The following is an 18,711-nucleotide window of genomic DNA, read 5'->3' on the forward strand; positions in this document are numbered from 1 at the left end:
AGATCACCACGCGCCACCCTCGACAACTACCAGGCCCAGCCGCCCGCCACCGGCAAATCCCAAAACCAATGATCCGAACCTGGAACAGGCCCTAGTGCTCCGCTGGTTATGCGGTTCTCTTGCCGCGGGCCGGTGGGGGCTGGTCGCGCCCACGCGGCGGTAGCCGCAGATTCACCACAGCCCCGCGCCCCTTCAGGGCGCGTACCGCGCCTGCACCGCCTTCCGGTCCAGGCCCCCCTTGGCGGTGTACGGCAGCACCGCGACCAGTTCGAGGCGGTCGGGCACCTCGAACGCGGCCAGCCGGTCGCGGCAGTACTGCAGGATCTCCTCGGCCCCGACGCTCTCGCCCTCGCGCACCACCACGGCCGCGCCGACCCGTTGCCCGTACGTCGCGTCGGGCACCGCGAACACGGCCGCCTCGGCGACTCCCGGGCAGCCGGCGAGGATGTCCTCGACATGCTCGGGGGAGATCTTCTCCCCGCCGCGGTTGATGAGGTTCTTGATCCGCCCGGTCAGGGACAAGTGTCCGTCTCCGTCCAGCGTTCCCAGGTCACCGGTGCGCAGCCACCCGTCGACGAAGGTGTACGACGTCTCGTCCCGGTCGGCGAGATAGCCGCGCGCGACGGTCGGACCGTGCACCCACACCTCGCCCTCGACGCCCGCGGGACAGGGCCGCCCGCTCCGGTCGACGACCCGGACCTCGACCCCGGTCGGCCGGCCGACCGACCCGTGCTTCAGCGGCCCCCGCTGGTGCAGCGGCTCGCTGGTCGCCTGGTGCGAGGCCTCGGTCATCCCGTAGGCGGACAGCAGCGGCGCGCCGAACGTCCGCTCCAGCGCCCGCTGCGTGGCCGTGTTGAGGGGCGCACTGCAACTCCGTACGAACTTCAGGGGCGGCACCTGCAGGCCCGGATACTCCCGCTCCGACCGGTCCAGGAGGATCTCGTGGATGGTCGGGACCGCGGTGAACCAGGTGGCGCCCGCGGCACGCATGTCGTCCCAGAACGTCCCCGCCGAGAACCGCCCCCGCTCGGGCAGCAGCACACAGCCCCCGCTGGCCAGGGAGGCCAGCAGCGCCGCGAACAGCCCGTGGCCGTGGAAGAACGGCATCACCGCGACCGTCGCGTCACCGGGACCCAACTCGTAGGCGGCACAGATGTTCTGGACGGACGCGGTCACGTTGGCGTGGGTCAGCGGGACCATCTTCGCCCGGTCGGTGGTACCGGCGGTGAACAGGACCAGAGCGTCTCGGTCCGACAACTCACCTGCGGCGCCCCGGACGTGGGGCGCGGCGTGCGCGTCGACTCCGAGCGCGACCGCCGCTGTCCCCGCACGGGAGACGTCCACGCGCAGGGGCCACGCCGGGACCGGCAGCGCGACCCCGGACGCCCCGCCCGGACCGACGAGGACCGCCCGCGCCCCCAACGCCTCCAGTCGCGCCGAGAGTTGGGGCCCCGGCAGCGCGGGATCCAGCGGAGCCACCACCAGACCGGCCCGCGCCGCACCGAGCAGCGCGACGACGAACTCCGCGGTGTTGGCACAGATCAGGCCGACCGCATCGCCCGGGCGCAGTCCCGCGCCACGCAGACGCCCCGCCACACCGTCCGCGAGGCTCGCGAGACCTCGGTAGGACAGGTGCACCCGCTCCCCGGTGACGACCAGGGCCCGGGCGTACGGCCGTTCACGCACCTGCCGGTCGAGGAGATCGACGAGGCCCGTGACCTGCGGGGGCCGGTACCGGTTCGTGTCGCGCGCGTTCTTGGACGACATACGTGCCGCGGCCGGAACCGCCATGACCCCACCCCCTCGTGCCAAGTCCGATGAAGCAGTCCTCTGCGAGCCTGCGGTGGCACACGGTGCGCGTCCAATACCCAGTGGCGAACGGCCGATAGCAACCGTCTATCAAGGGAGTTGCGGGCCCCCGACCAGCCATCGATAGACGCTGTTTATCGGCTGGTCGCCGATGGGTCTTGGACGCGGGCGAGCGCGCTGCGGATGGTGAGAGGAGTAGCCGCTCCGGCAGGACCTGCCCAAGGAGGACCTCGGACCATGACCGCCCCCTCGACACTGGAGACCGCGGCAGCAGCCGACGTTCCGACCGAGCTCACCGACGGGTACCACCTGGTCGTCGACGCGCTCAGGATGAACGACGTCGACACCATCTACGGGGTGGTCGGCATCCCGATCACCGACCTGGCCCGCCTCGCCCAGGCGCAGGGCATCCGCTACATCGGCTTCCGTCACGAGAGCAACGCCGGACACGCGGCGGCCATCGCCGGCTACCTGAACAAGAAGCCGGGCGTGGCCCTGACGGTGTCGGCACCGGGCTTCCTCAACGGGCTGGTCGCGCTGGCGAACGCGACCACCAACTGCTTCCCCATGGTCCAGATCTCCGGCTCCAGCGAGCGCCACCTCGTCGACCTCAAACAGGGTGACTACGAGGAGATGGACCAACTCGCCGCCGCGCAGCCCTTCGTGAAGGCCGCGTACCGGGTCAGCCGGGTGGAGGACATCGGCCGGGGCATCGCCCGCGCGCTGCGCACCGCGATCTCCGGGCGCCCCGGCGGGGTCTACCTCGACATCCCCGCCGCGGTGCTCGGCTCCATCTTGCCCGCCGCGGACGGCGCCAGGACGCTGAGCCGTCTCGTCGACCCCGCGCCGCGCCAGCTGCCCGCACCGGAGGCCGTGGACCGGGCGATCGAGCTCCTGGCGGGCGCCGAGCGGCCGTTGGTGGTCCTCGGCAAGGGAGCCGCGTACGCCCAGGCGGACGCCAAGGTACGGGCGTTCATCGAGTCGACGGGCATCCCTTACGTACCGATGTCGATGGCCAAGGGCCTGCTGCCCGACGACCACCCGCAGTCGGCGGCCACCGCCCGTTCCCTGGCGCTGAAGAAGGCCGACGTCGTGATGCTCGTCGGCGCCCGCCTCAACTGGCTGCTGGGCCACGGTCAGGCGGGGTGGAACCCGGACGCCAAGTTCATCCAGGTCGACATCGACCCCAAGGAGATGGACAGCAACCAGCCCATCGCCGCCCCCCTCGTCGGCGACATCGAGTCGGTGCTCGACGCGCTCGCCGAACGCACCAAGCCCGGCCAGATCGCGGCCCCTTCGGCCTGGCGGGAGGAGCTGGGTGCGCGCTCGGCGCAGAACGTCGCCAAGATGGCGAAGCGCCTCGAAGCCGACCCGCAGCCCATGCAGTTCATGGGCGCCCTGAAGGCCGTACGCGACGTCGTGCACGCGCACCCGGAGACGTACATCGTCAACGAGGGCGCCAACGCCCTGGACATCGCGCGCAACGTCATCGACATGCACGTACCGCGCCACCGCCTCGACAGCGGCACCTGGGGCGTCATGGGCATCGGCATGGGCTACGCGATCGCCGCCGCCGTCGAGAGCGGCGCCCCGGTCGTCGCCATCGAGGGCGACAGCGCCTTCGGGTTCAGCGGCATCGAGATCGAGACCATCTGCCGCTACAACCTGCCCGTCGTCACCGTGATCATGAACAACGGCGGTGTGTACCGCGGCGACGACGTCAACCCGTACGACGACGCCCCTTCGCCCACGACCCTCATGTCGGCGGCCCGCCACGACCTCCTGATCGAGGCGTTCGGCGGCAAGGGCTACCGCGCCACCACGCCCGCCGAGGTCACCGCCGCCCTCACCGAGGCCCTGGCCTCGGGCGGCCCGGCGCTCATCGACTGCGTCATCGACCCCTCGGCCGGCACCGAGAGCGGCCACATCTCGCACCTCAACCCCAAGGGCATCACCGTCGGCAACATCACGCCGGCGAAGAAGTGACCCTTGCCCCCTCGCTGTACCTCGAAACCTCGAACCCCCGCTCCGTACGCGTATGTTCACGAAAAGGAAGCAGACATGAGTGAAAAGCCGCTCGCCGGAATCAAGGTGATCGACTTCACCGGGGTCCAGGCCGGTCCCGCCTGCACGCAGATGCTCGCCTGGTTCGGCGCCGACGTCCTGAAGGTGGAGCGCCCCAACGGCGGCGACGTCACCCGCAAGCAGCTGCGGGACATCGAGGACCTCGACGCGCTGTACTTCACGATGCTCAACAGCAACAAGCGCTCCCTCGCCATCAACACCAAGACCGCCGAGGGCAAGGAGGTCCTGGAGAAGCTCATCGAGGGCGCCGACGTCCTGGTGGAGAACTTCGCCCCGGGTGCCCTGGACCGTATGGGCTTCACCTGGGAGCGCATCCAGGAGCTCAACCCGCGCCTGATCTTCGGCTCGGTCAAGGGCTTCAACGACCAGTCGTCCTGGAACGACCTCAAGGTCTACGAGAACGTCGCCCAGTGCGCCGGCGGCGCCGCCTCCACCACCGGATTCTGGGACGGCCCTCCCACCATCTCCGGCGCCGCCATCGGCGACACCAACACCGGTATGCACCTGGCGATCGGCATCCTCACCGCGATCATCGACCGCGGCAGGACCGGCAGGGGGCAGAAGGTCTCCGTCTCCATGCAGGACGCCGTGCTCAACCTCTGCCGGGTCAAGCTGCGCGACCAGCAGCGCCTGGAGCGGGTCGGCTACCTGGAGGAGTACCCGCAGTACCCCAACGGCGAGTTCACCGACGTGGTGCCGCGCGGCGGCAACGCGGGCGGCGGCGGCCAGCCCGGCTGGGTGCTCAAGTGCAAGGGCTGGGAGAACGATCCGAACGCGTACATCTACTTCACCGTCCAGGAACAGAACTGGAAGCGCACCGCCGAGGTGATCGGCCACCCCGAGTGGGCCGAGGACCCGGAGTACGCCACCGCGCGCGCCCGCCAGTCGCACATCTTCGAGATCTTCGGAGAGATCGAGAAGTGGCTCGCGGACAAGACCAAGTACGAGGCGGTGAACATCCTGCGGGAGTGGGAGGTGCCCTGCGCCCCGGTGATGAGCATGAAGGAGATCGCCTACGACGAGGACCTGCGCAAGAGCGGCACGGTCGTCGAGGTCGAGCAGAAGGGCCGCGGTACCTACCTGACCGTCGGCAGCCCGGTGAAGTTCTCCTCCTTCAAGCCGGACGTCGCCGGCGCCCCGCTGCTGGGTGAGCACAGCTCCGAGGTGCTGGTCGAGCTGGGCTACGACGAGGAGACCATCGGCCGGCTGAAGGAGAGCGGGGTCATCGTCTGACGCGAGTCGTCCACCGCGAGTCGTCCACCGCGAGTCGTCCACCGCGAGTCGTCCACCGCGAGTCGTCCACCGCGAGTCGTCCACCGCGGAAGCGGCCGTGGCCTTCGGGCCACGGCCGCTTCCGCGGTGTCCGGTGAGGCTCAGACCGTCGCCTCGGCCCGCCGCCGCATCCGCTCCAGCTCCCGCTCGCGTCGGGCGGTGACGTCCCGGATGACCGCCCCGACGTACGTGCTGCCGTCGGGGCCCGGCAGCAGCACCACGCTGAACTCGATGGACAGCTTGCGGCCGTCCGCCGCCAGCGCCGGAACGGCCAGCAGGTCCGCTGCCCCGTACTTGGTGGACCCCCGGTCCATGGCCTCCTCAAAGCCGTCCCAGTGACGCTTCCGATGCTTCTCGGGGATGATCACATCCAGGCTGCGACCGGCCACATCGGCCGCCGCGAACCCGAAGATGCGCTCCGCACCCCGGTTCCAATAGCGGATCAGTCCCTCGCCGTCGATGATCACTATGCCGTCGGGTGCCTGGGCAGCCATGCCCAGAACCACCTCGGGATCAAGGTCTTCCATCTCGCCTCCGAGCCGGGGCCATTGGTGGCAACAGTATACAGATTAATCGTATACAGAATACGGAAATCGGCCCGGAAGATGCCGCCAGGAGGACGGAAACGCAGGTGAAAGGCACGCCGAAAGCTTGGTATTGTTGTCCATGTCGCCGCGGGGAACACCCCTGGCCAGGCGGCAGACACCTGGTCCGGGTGGCGGAATGGCAGACGCGCTAGCTTGAGGTGCTAGTGCCCTTTATCGGGCGTGGGGGTTCAAGTCCCCCCTCGGACACAACCTGTGCGCACGCGGATGGTGCCGGCCGAGTCTCGGTCGGCACCATCCGTGTTTCATGTGGCGGACACGGCCGTCCGTGTGGGCCAGATGATGCAGGGCACCCGTTCGGGCGTCGGGCCAGACGTCGAGAAGAAGAGAACGCGCAGGTGATGGATCACCCTTTCCCGCTCTCCGGTAACGTCGCGGTATGAGCCATCCGCATCCTGAGCTGCAAGCCGCCCCGCCACTGCCCGAGGGAGGGCTGCGGGTCGTCGCCCTGGGCGGTCTCGGTGAGATCGGCCGCAACATGACCGTCTTCGAGCACGCCGGCAAGCTGCTCATCGTCGACTGCGGCGTGCTGTTCCCCGAGGAGACCCAGCCCGGCGTCGACGTGATCCTGCCGGACTTCACCTCGATCCGGGACCGCCTGGACGACATCGTGGCCGTGGTGCTCACCCACGGCCACGAAGACCACATCGGGGGCGTGCCGTATCTGCTGCGCGAGCGTCGGGACATTCCCGTCGTCGGCTCGAAGCTGACGCTGGCGTTCCTGGAGGCCAAGCTCAAGGAGCATGGCATCCGGCCGCGCACGGTGCGGGTGCGTGAGGGCGACCGGCGCGCGTTCGGGCCCTTCGACTGCGAGTTCGTGGCAGTGAACCACTCCATCCCGGACGCTCTGGCGGTCGCGATCCGTACCCGTGCCGGGATGGTCCTGCACACCGGCGACTTCAAGATGGACCAGTTCCCGCTGGATGACCGCATCACCGACCTGCGCGCCTTCGCCCGCCTCGGCGAGGAAGGTGTCGACCTCTTCCTCACCGACTCCACCAACGCCGAAGTGCCCGGTTTCACTGTCTCCGAGCGCGAGTTGAACCCCGCGATCGAGCAGGTCCTGCGCACCGCCCCACGGCGCGTGATCGTCTCCAGCTTCGCCAGCCATGTGCACCGCATCCAGCAGGTTCTGGACGCCGCTCACCAGTACGGCCGCAAGGTCGCCTTCGTGGGCCGCTCCATGGTCCGCAACATGGGCATCGCCCGCGACCTGGGCTACCTCAAGGTGCCGTCCGGCCTGGTGGTCAGCATGAAGGAACTGGAGAAGCTGCCGGATCACAAGATCACCCTGGTGTGCACCGGATCCCAGGGCGAGCCGATGGCGGCTCTCTCCCGGATGGCCACCCGCGACCACGTGATCCGCATCGGCAAGGGCGACACCGTCCTGCTCGCCAGTTCCCTGATCCCCGGCAATGAGAACGCCATCTACCGGGTGATCAACGGGCTGACCCGGTGGGGCGCGCATGTCGTCCACAAGGGCAACGCCAAGGTGCACGTCTCCGGGCACGCCAGTGCCGGTGAACTCGTCTACTGCTACAACATCGTCAAGCCCCGCAATGTCATGCCGGTGCACGGCGAATGGCGTCACCTGCGGGCCAATGCCGATCTGGCCATCCGTACCGGCGTCGATCCGGAAAACGTGGTCATCGCCGAGGACGGCGTCGTCGTCGACCTCGTCGACGGGCGGGTGTCCATCACCGGCAAGGTGCCCGCGGGCAACGTCTATGTGGACGGCATGGAAGTCGGCGGCGCCACTGAAGCCTCCCTCAAGGACCGCCTCACCCTCGCGGAGGAAGGTGTGGTCACGGTGGTGGCGATCGTCGACGCCGACACCGGCGCCCTCACCGAGACCCCCGACTTCCTGGCCCGCGGATTCGTCCACGACGACGCGACATTCGAACCGGTCGTTCCGGTGATCGAGAAGGCGTTGGCCAAGGCCGCCGACGAAGGCGTCGGTGACGCCCACCAGCTCGAACAGCTCATCGCCCGCGCCGTGGCGAACTGGGCGTTCCGCACCTACCGCCGCAAGCCCCTGATCATCCCCGTCATCATCGACGCCTGACACGTCCCGGACCGGCACTTCCGTCCCCGCCCTGGCCGACGGCGGGGAAGTGCCCGGCGCCGAGCTCGCTGAGCCGGGCCCCGGCGTACGCATCGTCGGCATCAGAAAGGTGAACGGATGAGCGCGCGCTTCGAGGAGATCGACTGGCGCCCGACGGCGATGGGCGACATCAGTCTGCGGCGCCGACGGGACCCGGCATCGGGCGACGACGTGTACGAAGTGAAACTCGGGGACGAGTTCCTGATGTCGAGCCTGTTCACGGCGGGCGAGATCGCCCTGACCCGGCTCGGCCTGGCGGAGCTGCCCGACACCGCTCTCGACATCGCGGTGGGCGGGCTCGGCCTCGGCTACACCGCCCAGGCCGCCCTGGACGACGCACGTGTCCGCTCCCTGGTCGTCATCGACGCACTCGGCGAGGTGATCGAGTGGCATCAGCGCGGGCTGGTCCCGCTGGGCGCCTCTCTGGCGTCGGATCCCCGCTGCCGCCTGGTCCGGGGCGACTTCTTCGCAATGGTCGACGACTCCTGCGGGCTGGACCCCCAGGAGCCGGGGCGCCGCTTCCACGCCATCCTGCTGGACGTGGACCATTCGCCACGCCATGTACTGCACCCACGTCACGCGACGCTCTACCAGCCCGCCGGCCTGCGCGCCCTCGCCGGCCGTCTCCAGCCCGACGGCGTCTTCGCCCTCTGGTCGAACGATCCGCCCGACGAACAGTTCAGCTCCGTCCTCGCGGATGTCTTCGCGGAATCACAGGCCCACGTCGTCGACTTCGACAATCCACTGCAAGGAGGAACCGCGGCCAACACCGTCTATGTGGCGCGGAAGGCCGCCGACGCGACCTGATGTGGTCGTGCCGGTCCCCGGACGCCACTGAGGCCCCTGTTCACCGGGGGTCTTTCGCCTTTCCGGGCGCTCCCGCGCGCAGTCCGTCCATAACGAGGTCCAGGAGCCGGGCGGCGCGCGGCCGCCAGTCTCCGCGGGGGTCGATCTGCCAGAGGCCGGCGATGGCGAGAAGGAAGTCGTCCGCGGTGACTCCCGGGCGGATGGTGCCGGCCGCCTCGTTCGCCCGGAGCAGGAGTTCGGCCGCGGCCGTCACCGGGGTGTGACCCGGCTTCGCAGGGGCGCGGCCCGGTTTCGTACGGCCGTCCGATGCGCTCAAGGCCCGGCGGATCGCCTCCGCCATGCCGGCCTTTGCCATCGCGAACTGTGCCAGCCGGTCCATCCACTCGCGCAGCGCCCGGTCGGGTCCGCGCGTCCCGAGCAGCTGGGGCGCGGCGTCGGCGACCTGCTGCATCTCGTAGCGGTAGACCTCCAGGACGAGCGCCTCGCGGTTGGGGAAGTTCCGGTAGAACGTGCCCTGCCCCACGCCCGCCTTTTTCGCTATCGCGCTCAGCGGGGCGTCCGCGGAGAGCGTCAGTTCGGCCAGTGCCACTTCCAGGATGCGCTCGCGGTTGCGTTGCGCGTCCGAGCGCAGAGGCGCGTCCTTCTTCTGCTGCACTCGTCCTCCTCGGGGCGCGGCCGAAAGCCGTCCTTGCTGACCGGACAGCTGTCCACTACGTTCGAGTGGAACCGGACAGGTGTCCATTTGAGTCCACTCTAGCGCCGATGCCTCGGCGTTCCTCCCCCGCGTCCACCCAAAACGTCTCTGCTCCCGATCTCGGCTGCCCGCCGGAGTGCGCTGTCGACGTGCTCCGGATACGCGAAAGAAGGCTGATCATGGCCCCACCCCCCTCGTCGACGTCCAGCGCCATCACCTTGAAGATCAACGGGGAGAAGCACACGCTGTCCGTCGATCACCGCACCACCCTGCTCGACGCCCTGCGCGAGCGCCTCGATCTGACCGGCACCAAGAAGGGCTGCGACCAGGGCCAGTGCGGTGCCTGCACCGTCCTGCTCGACGGCCGCCGTGCCGTGGCCTGCCTGCAACTGGCGGTGGCGGCCGAGGACCGCGAGATCACCACCGTCGAAGGGCTGGCCGAGGGCGCGCAACTCCACCCGGTGCAGCAGGCGTTCCTCGACCTCGACGGCTACCAGTGCGGCTACTGCACGCCGGGCCAGATCTGTTCGGCCGTTGCGGTGATCGAGGAACACGCGGCGGGCTGGCCGAGTGCCGTCACCGCCGATGTCCGGCCCGAAGCGGGAGTGCCGGCGCTGACCGCGGACGAGATCCGGGAGCGGATGAGCGGCAACCTGTGCCGCTGCGGGGCGTACGTGTCGATCGTCCAGGCGGTCGCCCGGGCGGCCGAGGCACGGGTGGCCGAGGAGGCGGCGGCATGAGGGAGTTCGACTACCGGCGCGCCGCCGACGTCCCCAGCGCCCTCGCGCTGCTCGACGCCGATCCCGAGGCGCGCTTCCTCGGCGGCGGCACCAACCTCGTCGACCTGATGAAGACCGGCGTCGAGCATCCCACCCGGCTCGTCGACCTGCGGGAACTTCAGCTGGACGGCATCGAGTCGACGCAGAACGGTGGTCTGCGCATCGGCGCCACCGTCACCAACAGCGACCTCGCGGCGCATCCCGAAGTCCGCCGCCACTACCCGGCGTTGGCGCAGGCGGTGCTGGCCGGCGCCTCCGGGCAGCTGCGCAACATGGCGACGGTCGGCGGGAACCTGCTCCAGCGCACCCGCTGCGGCTACTTCGCCGACGTGACCAAACCCTGCAACAAGCGCGTCCCCGGCAGCGGTTGCCCCGCCGTCGAGGGCGAGCACCACAACCACGCGATCCTCGGCGCCTCCACGTACTGCGTGGCCACCCACCCCTCCGACATGGGCGTGGCGCTGACGGCGTTCGACGCGGTCGTCTCTTTCGAAACGACCGACGGGCCCGGCGAGTTGGCTCTTGAAGAGTTCTACCTGCCGGTGGGTGACACCCCGCACCTGGAGACCGCCCTGCCGCCGGGCGCACTGATCACCGGCATCACCCTGCCGCCGACGCCCACAGCGGCGGGCTCCCGCTACCGCAAGGTGCGCGAGCGTGCCTCGTACGCCTTCGCGATCGGCTCGCTCGCCGCCGCGCTCGACGTCCGCGACGGTGTCGTACACGACGTACGGCTGGCGTTCGGGGCGGTCGCGTCCCGGCCGTGGCGGGCCCGGGCGGCCGAACACGCGCTGATCGGGGCACCGGCGGACGCGGAGCACTTCTCGGCCGCCGCGGACGCCGAACTGGCCGCCGCGAAGCCGCTGCCGCACAACGGATACAAGGTGACACTCATGCGCAACCTCGTGGTGGCCGTGCTGACCGAACTCGCCGAGGAGACCACCCGATGACCACCGCTCCCACGCGCAGGAACGCCGTCGGCACCGCCCACACCCGCGTCGAGGGCCGGGACAAGGTCACCGGAGCGGCCCGCTACGCCGGGGAGATCCCGTTCGACCGACTCGCCCACGGCTGGCTGGTGTTGTCGACCATCGCCCAGGGCCGTATCAGTTCGGTGGAGGACGCCCCCGTCCTCGCGATGCCGGGCGTGGTCGCCGTCCTGCACCACCACAACGCTCCCCGCGTCGACACCGACTACACCGGCCTGCTCGGCACCCCGCCGGACCCGACCGCGGCCGTCTTCCAGCACGACCGGGTGCCGCACGTGGGCTGGCCGGTCGCCCTGGTCGTCGCCGACACCTCCGAACAGGCCAGGGAGGCCGCGGAAGCGCTCGTCGTGCACTACGAACAGAAGCCGCACGACGTCGACTTCGGCGCCGGCCGTCCGGACGCGTACCCGGTCGACAACCACGGGCCGGCAGTGGTCGAAAACGGGGATCTGGAGGCCGAACTCGCCGCGTCCGCCGTCGTCGTGGACGCGGAGTACACCACCCCGGAGGAGCACCACAACCCGATGGAGCCGCACGCGGCGACGGCCCGGTGGGACGGAGGCCGCCTCGAGGTCGTCGACTCCAACCAGGGCACCACGTGGGTCGCGAGCGAACTCGCGAACCTCTTCTCGCTCGACCCGGCCTCCGTCCGGGTGCGGTCCGAGCACGTCGGCGGCGGCTTCGGCAGCAAGGGCGTCCGCGCCCACCAGGTGGCCGCCGTGATGGCCGCGACCGCCCTGCAACGCCCTGTCCGAGTTGTCATGACGCGCCGCCAGATGTTCTCGCTCGCCGGCTACCGCAGCCCCACACGGCAGCGACTCAGGCTCGGCGCGGAGGCCGACGGCCGACTGCGCGCGCTGGAACACAGCTCGCTCAGCCTCACCTCGACGGTGCACGAGTTCATCGAGTCGGCCGCCCTGCCGGCCCGGACGATGTACGGCGCCCACGCCCACCACACCGCCAACCGGCTCGTACGACTCGACGTGCCGACCCCGACATGGATGCGCGCGCCGGGCGAGGCACCGGGGTCGTTCGCGCTGGAGTCGGCATTCGACGAACTCGCCGAGAAGGTGGGGATCGACCCGATCGAGCTGCGCGCCCGCAACGAGCCCGAGCTGGGTCCCGTCTCCGGGCTGCCGTTCAGCGGCCGCAACCTGCTCGCCTGTTTCCGCGAGGGCGCCCGCCGGTTCGGCTGGGCCGACCGGGATCCGCGTCCCGGGCTGCGCCGCGACGGTCGTCTGCTGCTCGGCAGCGGCATCGCGGCGGCCTCCTTCCCCGCAGGTGCCGCACCCTCCACGGCGGCCGTGACGGCCGAGGCGGACGGTACCTTCACGGTGCGGATCAACGCGGCCGACATCGGCACCGGGGCCCGCACCGCGCTCACCCTGGTCGCCGCCGACGCGCTTCAGACGGCGCCGGAGCGGGTCCGGGTACGCATCGGGGACAGCGACTTCGGGCCCGCGTTCATCGCCGGCGGCTCGATGGGCACCCGCTCCTGGGCCTGGGCGGTCACGGCCGCGGCCGAGGAACTGCGGGAGCGGCTCGCCCTCGGGGCCACCGTCCCGCCCGAGGGACTCACCGTACGGTCCGACACGACCGAGGCCGTCGGCGCCCTCGCCCGGAAGGAACGGCACTCCTTCGGCGCGCAGTTCGCCGAGGTCGCCGTGGACATCGACACCGGCGAGGTGCGGGTGCGCCGCATGCTCGGCATCTTCGCGGCCGGCCGGATCGTCAACCCGCTCACCGCGCGGGGCCAGTTCATCGGCGGAATGACGTGGGGCATCTCGATGGCCCTGCACGAGGAGGCGGTACGGGACGTCGGCACGGGCGGCCACTACGGCGCCGACCTCGCCGGCTACCACGTGGCCGCCCACGCCGACGTCCCGACCGTCGAGGCCGACTGGATCGACGACCCGGACCCGGACGACCCGGTCGGCATCAAGGGCATCGGCGAGATCGGCATCGTGGGCGCCGCGGCGGCCATCGCCAACGCCGTCTGGCACGCGACCGGCGTACGCCACCGCAACCTGCCCATCCGGCCCGACCGCGTCCTGACGGCAGGCCGACATGCTTGACATCGCCACCGAGCTGCACCGGTGGGCCGAGGAGGGCCGCGAGTTCGCCGTCGCCACCGTCGTGGCCGTCGGCGGCAGCGCCCCGCGCGGCCCCGGCGCCGCCCTCGCGGTCGACACGGAGGGCACGGTGATCGGCTCGGTCTCCGGCGGATGCGTGGAGGGAGCGGTGTACGACCTGTGCGGGCAGGCGCTCCAGGACGGTGAGACGGTCGTCGAACGCTTCGGCCACAGCGACGAGGACGCCTTCGAGGTCGGCCTGACCTGCGGCGGAGTCATCGACGTCATGATCACCCCGGTGCGCGCGAATGCACCCGGCCGTACGGTCCTGGCGGCGGCCCTGTCCACCGTCGCCCGAGGTGAGCCGACCGCGCTCGCCCGGGTCGTCCGAGGACCGGCCGAGCTGCTGGGCAGACCGTTGCTCGTGCGGCCCGACGGCTCGTACGAGGGTGATCTCGGCGAGCTGGACCGTACGGCGGCGGCCGAGGCCCGGGCCCTGCTGGACGCCGGCCGTACCGGCACGGTCGAACTGTCGGCCGACGGCTCGCACTGCCCCGGGGGCCTGACCCTGCTCGTCGAGTCGAGCGTGCCGCCGCCCCGCATGATCGTCTTCGGTGCGATCGACTTCGCGGCGGCGCTGGTGCGCGCCGCCAAGTTCCTCGGCTACCACGTGACCGTCTGCGACGCCCGCTCCGTGTTCGCCACCCGGGCCCGCTTCCCCGAGGCCGACGACATCGTGGTCGACTGGCCGCACCGCTATCTGCGGGGTACCGCGACCGACGCGCGCACGGTGGTGTGCGTGCTCACCCACGACGCCAAGTTCGACGTACCGCTGCTCAAGGAGGCCCTGCGGATGCCGGTCGCGTTCGTCGGTGCGATGGGCTCGCGCCGCACGCACGCGGACCGTGAGCGCCGGCTGCGCGAAGTGGGCCTGACCTCACGGGAGTTGGCACGGTTGCGCTCGCCCATCGGGCTCGACCTCGGCGCCCGTACGCCCGAGGAGACCGCCCTGTCCATCGCGGCGGAGATCGTCGCGGCCCGGCGGGGCGGCACCGGCGTTCCGCTCACCGGGTCGGGGACGCCGATCCACCGTGACGGGCAGGAGCCGATCCACCGTGACGGGGGAGAGGGGAGCGCCGTGGCGGCGGCCTGAAGGTCAGGTACGGGTTCGAAAGGTCATGCACGGGTTCGAGTGGAAGGGCCCCGGAGACGGGCGTACCGTCGAACGGTGAACAACGGTGGACGCCAGCGTTCACCACCCCTTGTGAGGGTTCACCTCCCGAGAGTGCCTATGCCATGACGAGCCCGCAACCAAGCCCCTCGGCGCAGACCACCACCCGGGAACCCGGCGGTGGCGGAAACGCGATGGCGTTGCTGGTCATCGCGTCCTGCCAGCTCATGGTGGTCCTGGACATCACCATCGTGAACATCGCGCTGCCGGACATCCAGCGCGCCCTGGACTTCTCCACCACCAGCCTGGCCTGGGTGGTCAACGCCTACACCCTCACCTTCGGCGGTCTGCTGCTGCTCGGCGGCCGGACCGGCGACATCCTCGGCAGACGGCGCGTGTTCATCTTCGGCGTGCTGCTGTTCGTGCTCGCCTCCCTGCTCGGCGGGCTCGCCCAGAACGAGGCCCAACTCCTCGCCGCACGCGCCCTGCAGGGCGTCGGCGGCGCCATCGCCTCCCCGACCGCCCTCTCCCTGGTCAGTACGACCTTCCGCGAAGGCCCCGAGCGCAACCGGGCTTTCGGGGTCTTCGCCGCGGTCTCGGCGGGCGGCGGAGCGATCGGGCTGCTCGCGGGAGGCATCCTCGTGGAGTGGCTGAACTGGCGGTGGGTGCTCTTCGTCAACGTCCCGATCGGTCTGCTCATCGCCCTCGCCACGCCCCGCTGGATCAAGGAGTCCGAACGCCACCCGGGCCACTTCGACATCACCGGCGCGCTGACCTCCACCGTGGGCATGGTCCTGCTGGTGTACGGGTTCATCAGAGCCGCCCAGGAAGGCTGGCGGGACGCCTTCACGCTGGCCTCGTTCGCCGCGGCCGTCGTCGTCCTCGCCTTGTTCATCCTGGTCGAGAGGCGTTCCAGGCAGCCGATCACGCCACTGCACATGTTCGCCGACCGCAACCGCGCCGGCACCTACGGCATCATGCTGTGCCTCGCCGCCGCGATCTTCGGCATGTTCTTCTTCCTCACGCTCTTCGTGCAGAACGTGCTGGAATTCAGCCCGCTGGCAACCGGGTTCGCCTTCCTGCCGGTCAGCGCGGTCATCGCGATCGGCGCCGGACTGGCCTCGCGGTTCCTGCCGACGTACGGACCCAAGCCCTTCATGGTCGTGGGCGCGATCCTCGCCGCCGTGGGCCTGTCCTGGCTTACCCTGACCGACGTCCACTCCACCTACGCGGGCAGTGTCCTCGGCCCGATCCTCGTCTTCAGCCTCGGCATGGGCATGGAGTTCGTCTCGCTCACCCTGATGGCACTCTCCAACGTCTCCGTCCGGGAGACCGGCGCCGCCTCCGGACTCCTCAACGCGACGCAGCAGGTCGGTGGTTCGCTCGGCCTGTCCATCCTGGTCACCATGTTCGGGACGGCCAGTACCAACGAGGCGGAGAAGCAGATCCCGCTCTTCCTCGAGCAGGCCACCCCGGCCGAGCGCCTGCGCTTCCAGCGCACCGGGGAGCTGCCGCGCCCCTTCTCCGACGAGGTCCTCACCGCCGGGGCGTCGGCCGCCTTCGTCATGGCGGCCATCTTCACCGCGGTCGCCGCGCTGATCGCCGTCGTGGTCATCCAGGTCCGGCCGTCCGACCTGGAGCGGCTCAAGGGGGGAGTGGGTCCCGGGGCGGTCTGAGAGGGGCTTGCGGGTGCGGGTGCGGGTGCGGGTGCGGGTGCGGGTGCGGCGGGGTGCGGGGTCCGGGGGGCGGTGGAAAATGCCGTGCCGTGCTCCTTCGCGGTTGCTTACACTCACCACGAACCACGCGTCGTCCACCAGTTCTCGGCGTGTGCGTGTGCCTTGACGTGGAACGAGTGAGGGGAGACCTGCCGTGCGTACGTGCACCGCTGTCGTCGTCCCCCGGTCGCAGTACGACGTGATCCTCGTGTCCTCGCCGGTCCGGTGCCCGCTGCGCGGCCGGTACCGGATGCCCCGGACGAACGACTGACCACGACGCCCGACGTCGAGCTGGGCGATACGTCCATTCACTGACGTCCCGCCAGATGATCAGTCCCGTCCGGGAATCGCGCTGCCCTGTCACAGACCTTCCGAAAGGCCATGGGCCGTGCGCACCAACCTCAACCCGCTCGTCGCCGTCCGCAACCTCGGCATCCTCGCCCACGTCGACGCGGGCAAGACCACCGTCACCGAGCGGATCCTCTACGCCACCGGGACCACGCACAAGCGTGGCGAGGTCCACGACGGCACGACCGTCACGGACTTCGACTCCCAGGAGCGCGATCGCGGGATCACGATCTTCGCCGCGGCGGTGAGCTGCGCCTGGGACGGTCACCGGATCAATCTCATCGACACCCCGGGCCATGTCGACTTCGCCGATGAGGTGGAGCGCTCGCTACGCGTGCTCGACGGCGCGGTGGCGGTCTTCGACGCCGTCGCGGGCGTCGAACCGCAGAGCGAGTCGGTATGGCGGCAGGCAGACCGGCACGGCGTACCGAGGATCGCGTTCGTCAACAAGCTGGATAGGGCCGGCGCCGATCTCGACACGGCCGTCGAGTCGATCCGGGAGCGGCTGCATCCGGCACCGCTCGTCGTGCAGTTGCCCATCGGGCGCGAGGACGCCTTCACCGGTGTCGTCGATCTGCTGCGAATGCGTGCGCTGACCTGGCGCGACGGTAGTGAGACGGTCGAGGAGGGGCCGGTGCCGGAGGCGCTGCGCGAGGAGGCGCTCCGGCGACGGCGGGTGCTGGAGGAGGCGGTGGCGGAACTCCATCCGGGCGCGCTGGAGGAATTCTGTATGCGGTCGACCGGAAGCGTGCAGTCGACGAACAGCGGCATACAGTCGACGGCCGATGGCATCCGGTCGGCGGCCGACATGCCGGTGCTCGACACGCACACGCTCGTCGACGCCTTGCGCGACCTCACCCGCACGCGCGAGGGAGTCGTCGTCCTATGCGGCTCCGCCTACCGCAACCGCGGGATCGAGCCGTTGCTGGACGCCGTTGTGGCGTACCTGCCGTCGCCGCTCGACGTGCCCGCCGTACGCGGCACCCTCGACGACGGAACGGAACAGGAGCGGGCCGCCGATCCGCAGGCGCCCTTCGCGGCGCTGGCGTTCAAGGTGAGCGCCACCCCGACGGGCCGTCTGACGTATCTGCGGGTGTACTCGGGAACGATCGAGAAGGGAGCCGCGGTGATGGACGCGGGTGTGCGGCGCACCGAGCGGATCGGGCGGATTCTGCGGGTGCAGGCCGACCGGCACGTCCGGTTGGAGCGCGCGGTCGCCGGGGACATCGTCGCCGTGGTCGGGCTGAAGTCGGCCCGGGCCGGCTCGACCCTGTGTGGGCCGGACGCCCCGCTCGTGCTCGAACCGCCGAGCGTGGCCGAACCGGTGGTCTCCGTGGCGGTCGAGGCGCGCAGGTCCACCGACACGGACCGGCTGGCCACGGCGCTCGCGCGGCTGGCGGAGGAGGACCCGTCGCTGGCGGCGCGAACCGATCCGGAGACCGGTCAGACGCTGCTGTCCGGCATGGGCGAGCTGCACCTGGAGGTGGCAGTGGAGAAGGTCCGGCGAGACCACGGGCTGGAAGTCGTCGTCGGCCGGCCGAGGGTGGCCTACCGGGAGACGGTCGTCCGCGGGGTGTCCGGCCTGGTGTACCGGCACGTCAAACAGGACGGCGGGGCAGGGCAGTTCGCCCATGTCGTCCTCGACGTGCAGCCATTGGACCCGCAGGCCGGCACCGGCTTCGAGTTCCGGTCCGTCGTCGTCGGCGGGCGCGTGCCGCAGGAGTACGTCCGGGCGGTCGAGGCCGGCTGCCGGGACGCCCTCACGGAGGGGCCGATCGGCGGGCACCCGGTGACCGGGCTGCGCGTCACCCTCACCGACGGGGCCACGCACGTGAAGGACTCCTCGGACACGGCCTTCCGCGCAGCGGGCCGGTTCGCGCTCCGGGAAGCCCTGCGCGCCTCGGCGATGACCCTGCTGGAACCGGTCGTCGAGGTCACGGTCACCGCACCCGAGGACGCCGTCGGTACCGTCCTCGGCGACCTCGCGGCACGGCGCGGTCGGGTCTCCGGCTCGGCCACGCGTGCGGGGTCGGCGGTCGTCACCGCGACCGTCCCGCTGGCCGAACTGTTCGGCTACGCCACCCGGTTGCGCGGCCGGACCCAGGGACGCGGCACCTTCACCGCCCGGCCCACCGGCTACGCCCCGGCACCGCTCGCCACACCGACGCGGTGACCGACATGGCGGCTCCACCCGCACCCGCGGGTGGAGCCGTCGTGGGCTCACGGGCAGGAAACGACAGTTGACGGCACCGTACGCTCCC

General features: G+C 70.7%; 13 protein-coding genes and 1 tRNA gene. 11 read left to right on the forward strand and 3 right to left on the reverse strand.

Annotation, left to right across the window (positions count from 1 at the left end):
* Positions 1 to 192: 192 nt before the first annotated feature.
* Entirely contained in the window at positions 193 to 1,791 is a 1,599-nt protein-coding gene (locus tag ACFYO2_RS33835; RefSeq protein ID WP_388356742.1) for a FadD7 family fatty acid--CoA ligase, read from the reverse strand.
* A gap of 255 nt (positions 1,792 to 2,046) precedes the next feature.
* Between ACFYO2_RS33835 and oxc the strand changes: the two genes are divergently transcribed.
* Both oxc and frc read left to right on the forward strand, forming a co-directional pair.
* Positions 2,047 to 3,795, forward strand: a complete 1,749-nt coding sequence (gene oxc, locus ACFYO2_RS33840) for an oxalyl-CoA decarboxylase (protein ID WP_388356745.1) — start codon at positions 2,047 to 2,049, stop codon at positions 3,793 to 3,795.
* 75 nt (positions 3,796 to 3,870) lie between these two features.
* On the forward strand, positions 3,871 to 5,127 hold the full coding sequence (frc, locus tag ACFYO2_RS33845) for a formyl-CoA transferase (protein WP_388356748.1): 1,257 nt from the start codon (positions 3,871 to 3,873) through the stop codon (positions 5,125 to 5,127).
* A gap of 140 nt (positions 5,128 to 5,267) precedes the next feature.
* Here frc and ACFYO2_RS33850 read toward each other — a convergent pair whose 3' ends face one another.
* Entirely contained in the window at positions 5,268 to 5,660 is a 393-nt protein-coding gene (locus tag ACFYO2_RS33850) for a PAS domain S-box protein (RefSeq protein ID WP_388356750.1), read from the reverse strand.
* 215 nt (positions 5,661 to 5,875) lie between these two features.
* On the opposite strand from ACFYO2_RS33850, the gene ACFYO2_RS33855 reads away from it, so the two are divergent.
* From ACFYO2_RS33855 to ACFYO2_RS33865, 3 genes are all read left to right on the forward strand, one after another.
* Positions 5,876 to 5,960 (forward strand) — tRNA-Leu (locus ACFYO2_RS33855).
* 190 nt (positions 5,961 to 6,150) lie between these two features.
* Positions 6,151 to 7,836 (forward strand): ribonuclease J, encoded by a 1,686-nt coding sequence (locus ACFYO2_RS33860; protein ID WP_388356752.1) that lies wholly within the window; start codon positions 6,151 to 6,153, stop codon positions 7,834 to 7,836.
* A 117-nt stretch (positions 7,837 to 7,953) separates the two neighbouring features.
* Positions 7,954 to 8,682: a spermidine synthase gene (locus ACFYO2_RS33865; protein ID WP_388356754.1), complete on the forward strand. Its 729-nt coding sequence runs from the start codon at positions 7,954 to 7,956 to the stop codon at positions 8,680 to 8,682.
* A gap of 40 nt (positions 8,683 to 8,722) precedes the next feature.
* Here the strand turns inward: ACFYO2_RS33865 and ACFYO2_RS33870 are convergent, their stop codons facing one another.
* Positions 8,723 to 9,337: a TetR/AcrR family transcriptional regulator gene (locus ACFYO2_RS33870; protein ID WP_388356757.1), complete on the reverse strand. Its 615-nt coding sequence runs from the start codon at positions 9,335 to 9,337 to the stop codon at positions 8,723 to 8,725.
* Positions 9,338 to 9,555: 218 nt separating this feature from the next.
* Between ACFYO2_RS33870 and ACFYO2_RS33875 the strand changes: the two genes are divergently transcribed.
* The 6 genes from ACFYO2_RS33875 to fusA all read left to right on the forward strand — a co-directional run bounded on the left by ACFYO2_RS33875 (position 9,556) and on the right by fusA (position 18,623).
* A complete protein-coding gene (locus tag ACFYO2_RS33875) occupies positions 9,556 to 10,116 on the forward strand; it encodes a 2Fe-2S iron-sulfur cluster-binding protein (protein WP_388356759.1) in 561 nt (186 codons plus the stop codon).
* Positions 10,113 to 11,105, forward strand: a complete 993-nt coding sequence (locus tag ACFYO2_RS33880) for an FAD binding domain-containing protein (protein WP_388356761.1) — start codon at positions 10,113 to 10,115, stop codon at positions 11,103 to 11,105. Before ACFYO2_RS33875 ends, ACFYO2_RS33880 begins: the two co-directional genes overlap by 4 nt.
* The gene (locus ACFYO2_RS33885; protein WP_388356764.1) at positions 11,102 to 13,219 is read left to right on the forward strand and encodes a xanthine dehydrogenase family protein molybdopterin-binding subunit; all 2,118 of its coding nucleotides are present in this window, start codon (positions 11,102 to 11,104) and stop codon (positions 13,217 to 13,219) included. Before ACFYO2_RS33880 ends, ACFYO2_RS33885 begins: the two co-directional genes overlap by 4 nt.
* Complete coding sequence (locus ACFYO2_RS33890; protein ID WP_388356766.1) at positions 13,212 to 14,369, forward strand: XdhC family protein; 1,158 nt, start codon at positions 13,212 to 13,214, stop codon at positions 14,367 to 14,369. The genes ACFYO2_RS33885 and ACFYO2_RS33890 overlap by 8 nt, the downstream gene beginning before the upstream one ends.
* Before the next feature lie 212 nt (positions 14,370 to 14,581).
* The gene (locus tag ACFYO2_RS33895) at positions 14,582 to 16,063 is read left to right on the forward strand and encodes an MFS transporter (RefSeq protein ID WP_388357032.1); all 1,482 of its coding nucleotides are present in this window, start codon (positions 14,582 to 14,584) and stop codon (positions 16,061 to 16,063) included.
* Between the two features lie 427 nt (positions 16,064 to 16,490).
* Positions 16,491 to 18,623, forward strand: coding sequence for an elongation factor G (gene fusA, locus ACFYO2_RS33900; protein ID WP_388356769.1), 2,133 nt, complete (start codon positions 16,491 to 16,493; stop codon positions 18,621 to 18,623).
* The last annotated feature ends 88 nt before the right edge of the window (positions 18,624 to 18,711 follow it).

Origin of the sequence: Streptomyces sp. NPDC006602 (assembly GCF_042870385.1) — a bacterium.
Taxonomy (GTDB): Bacteria; Actinomycetota; Actinomycetes; order Streptomycetales; family Streptomycetaceae; genus Streptomyces.

Excerpts from the sequence above, each read along its gene's own strand:
- ACFYO2_RS33835 (WP_388356742.1), bottom strand. The coding sequence starts at position 1,791 with ATGGCGGTTCCGGCCGCGGCACGTATGTCGTCCAAGAACGCGCGCGAC.
- oxc (WP_388356745.1), top strand. The coding sequence starts at position 2,047 with ATGACCGCCCCCTCGACACTGGAGACCGCGGCAGCAGCCGACGTTCCG.
- frc (WP_388356748.1), top strand. The coding sequence starts at position 3,871 with ATGAGTGAAAAGCCGCTCGCCGGAATCAAGGTGATCGACTTCACCGGG.
- ACFYO2_RS33850 (WP_388356750.1), bottom strand. The coding sequence starts at position 5,660 with ATGGCTGCCCAGGCACCCGACGGCATAGTGATCATCGACGGCGAGGGA.
- ACFYO2_RS33860 (WP_388356752.1), top strand. The coding sequence starts at position 6,151 with ATGAGCCATCCGCATCCTGAGCTGCAAGCCGCCCCGCCACTGCCCGAG.
- ACFYO2_RS33865 (WP_388356754.1), top strand. The coding sequence starts at position 7,954 with ATGAGCGCGCGCTTCGAGGAGATCGACTGGCGCCCGACGGCGATGGGC.
- ACFYO2_RS33875 (WP_388356759.1), top strand. The coding sequence starts at position 9,556 with ATGGCCCCACCCCCCTCGTCGACGTCCAGCGCCATCACCTTGAAGATC.
- ACFYO2_RS33880 (WP_388356761.1), top strand. The coding sequence starts at position 10,113 with ATGAGGGAGTTCGACTACCGGCGCGCCGCCGACGTCCCCAGCGCCCTC.
- ACFYO2_RS33885 (WP_388356764.1), top strand. The coding sequence starts at position 11,102 with ATGACCACCGCTCCCACGCGCAGGAACGCCGTCGGCACCGCCCACACC.
- ACFYO2_RS33890 (WP_388356766.1), top strand. The coding sequence starts at position 13,212 with ATGCTTGACATCGCCACCGAGCTGCACCGGTGGGCCGAGGAGGGCCGC.
- ACFYO2_RS33895 (WP_388357032.1), top strand. The coding sequence starts at position 14,582 with ATGGCGTTGCTGGTCATCGCGTCCTGCCAGCTCATGGTGGTCCTGGAC.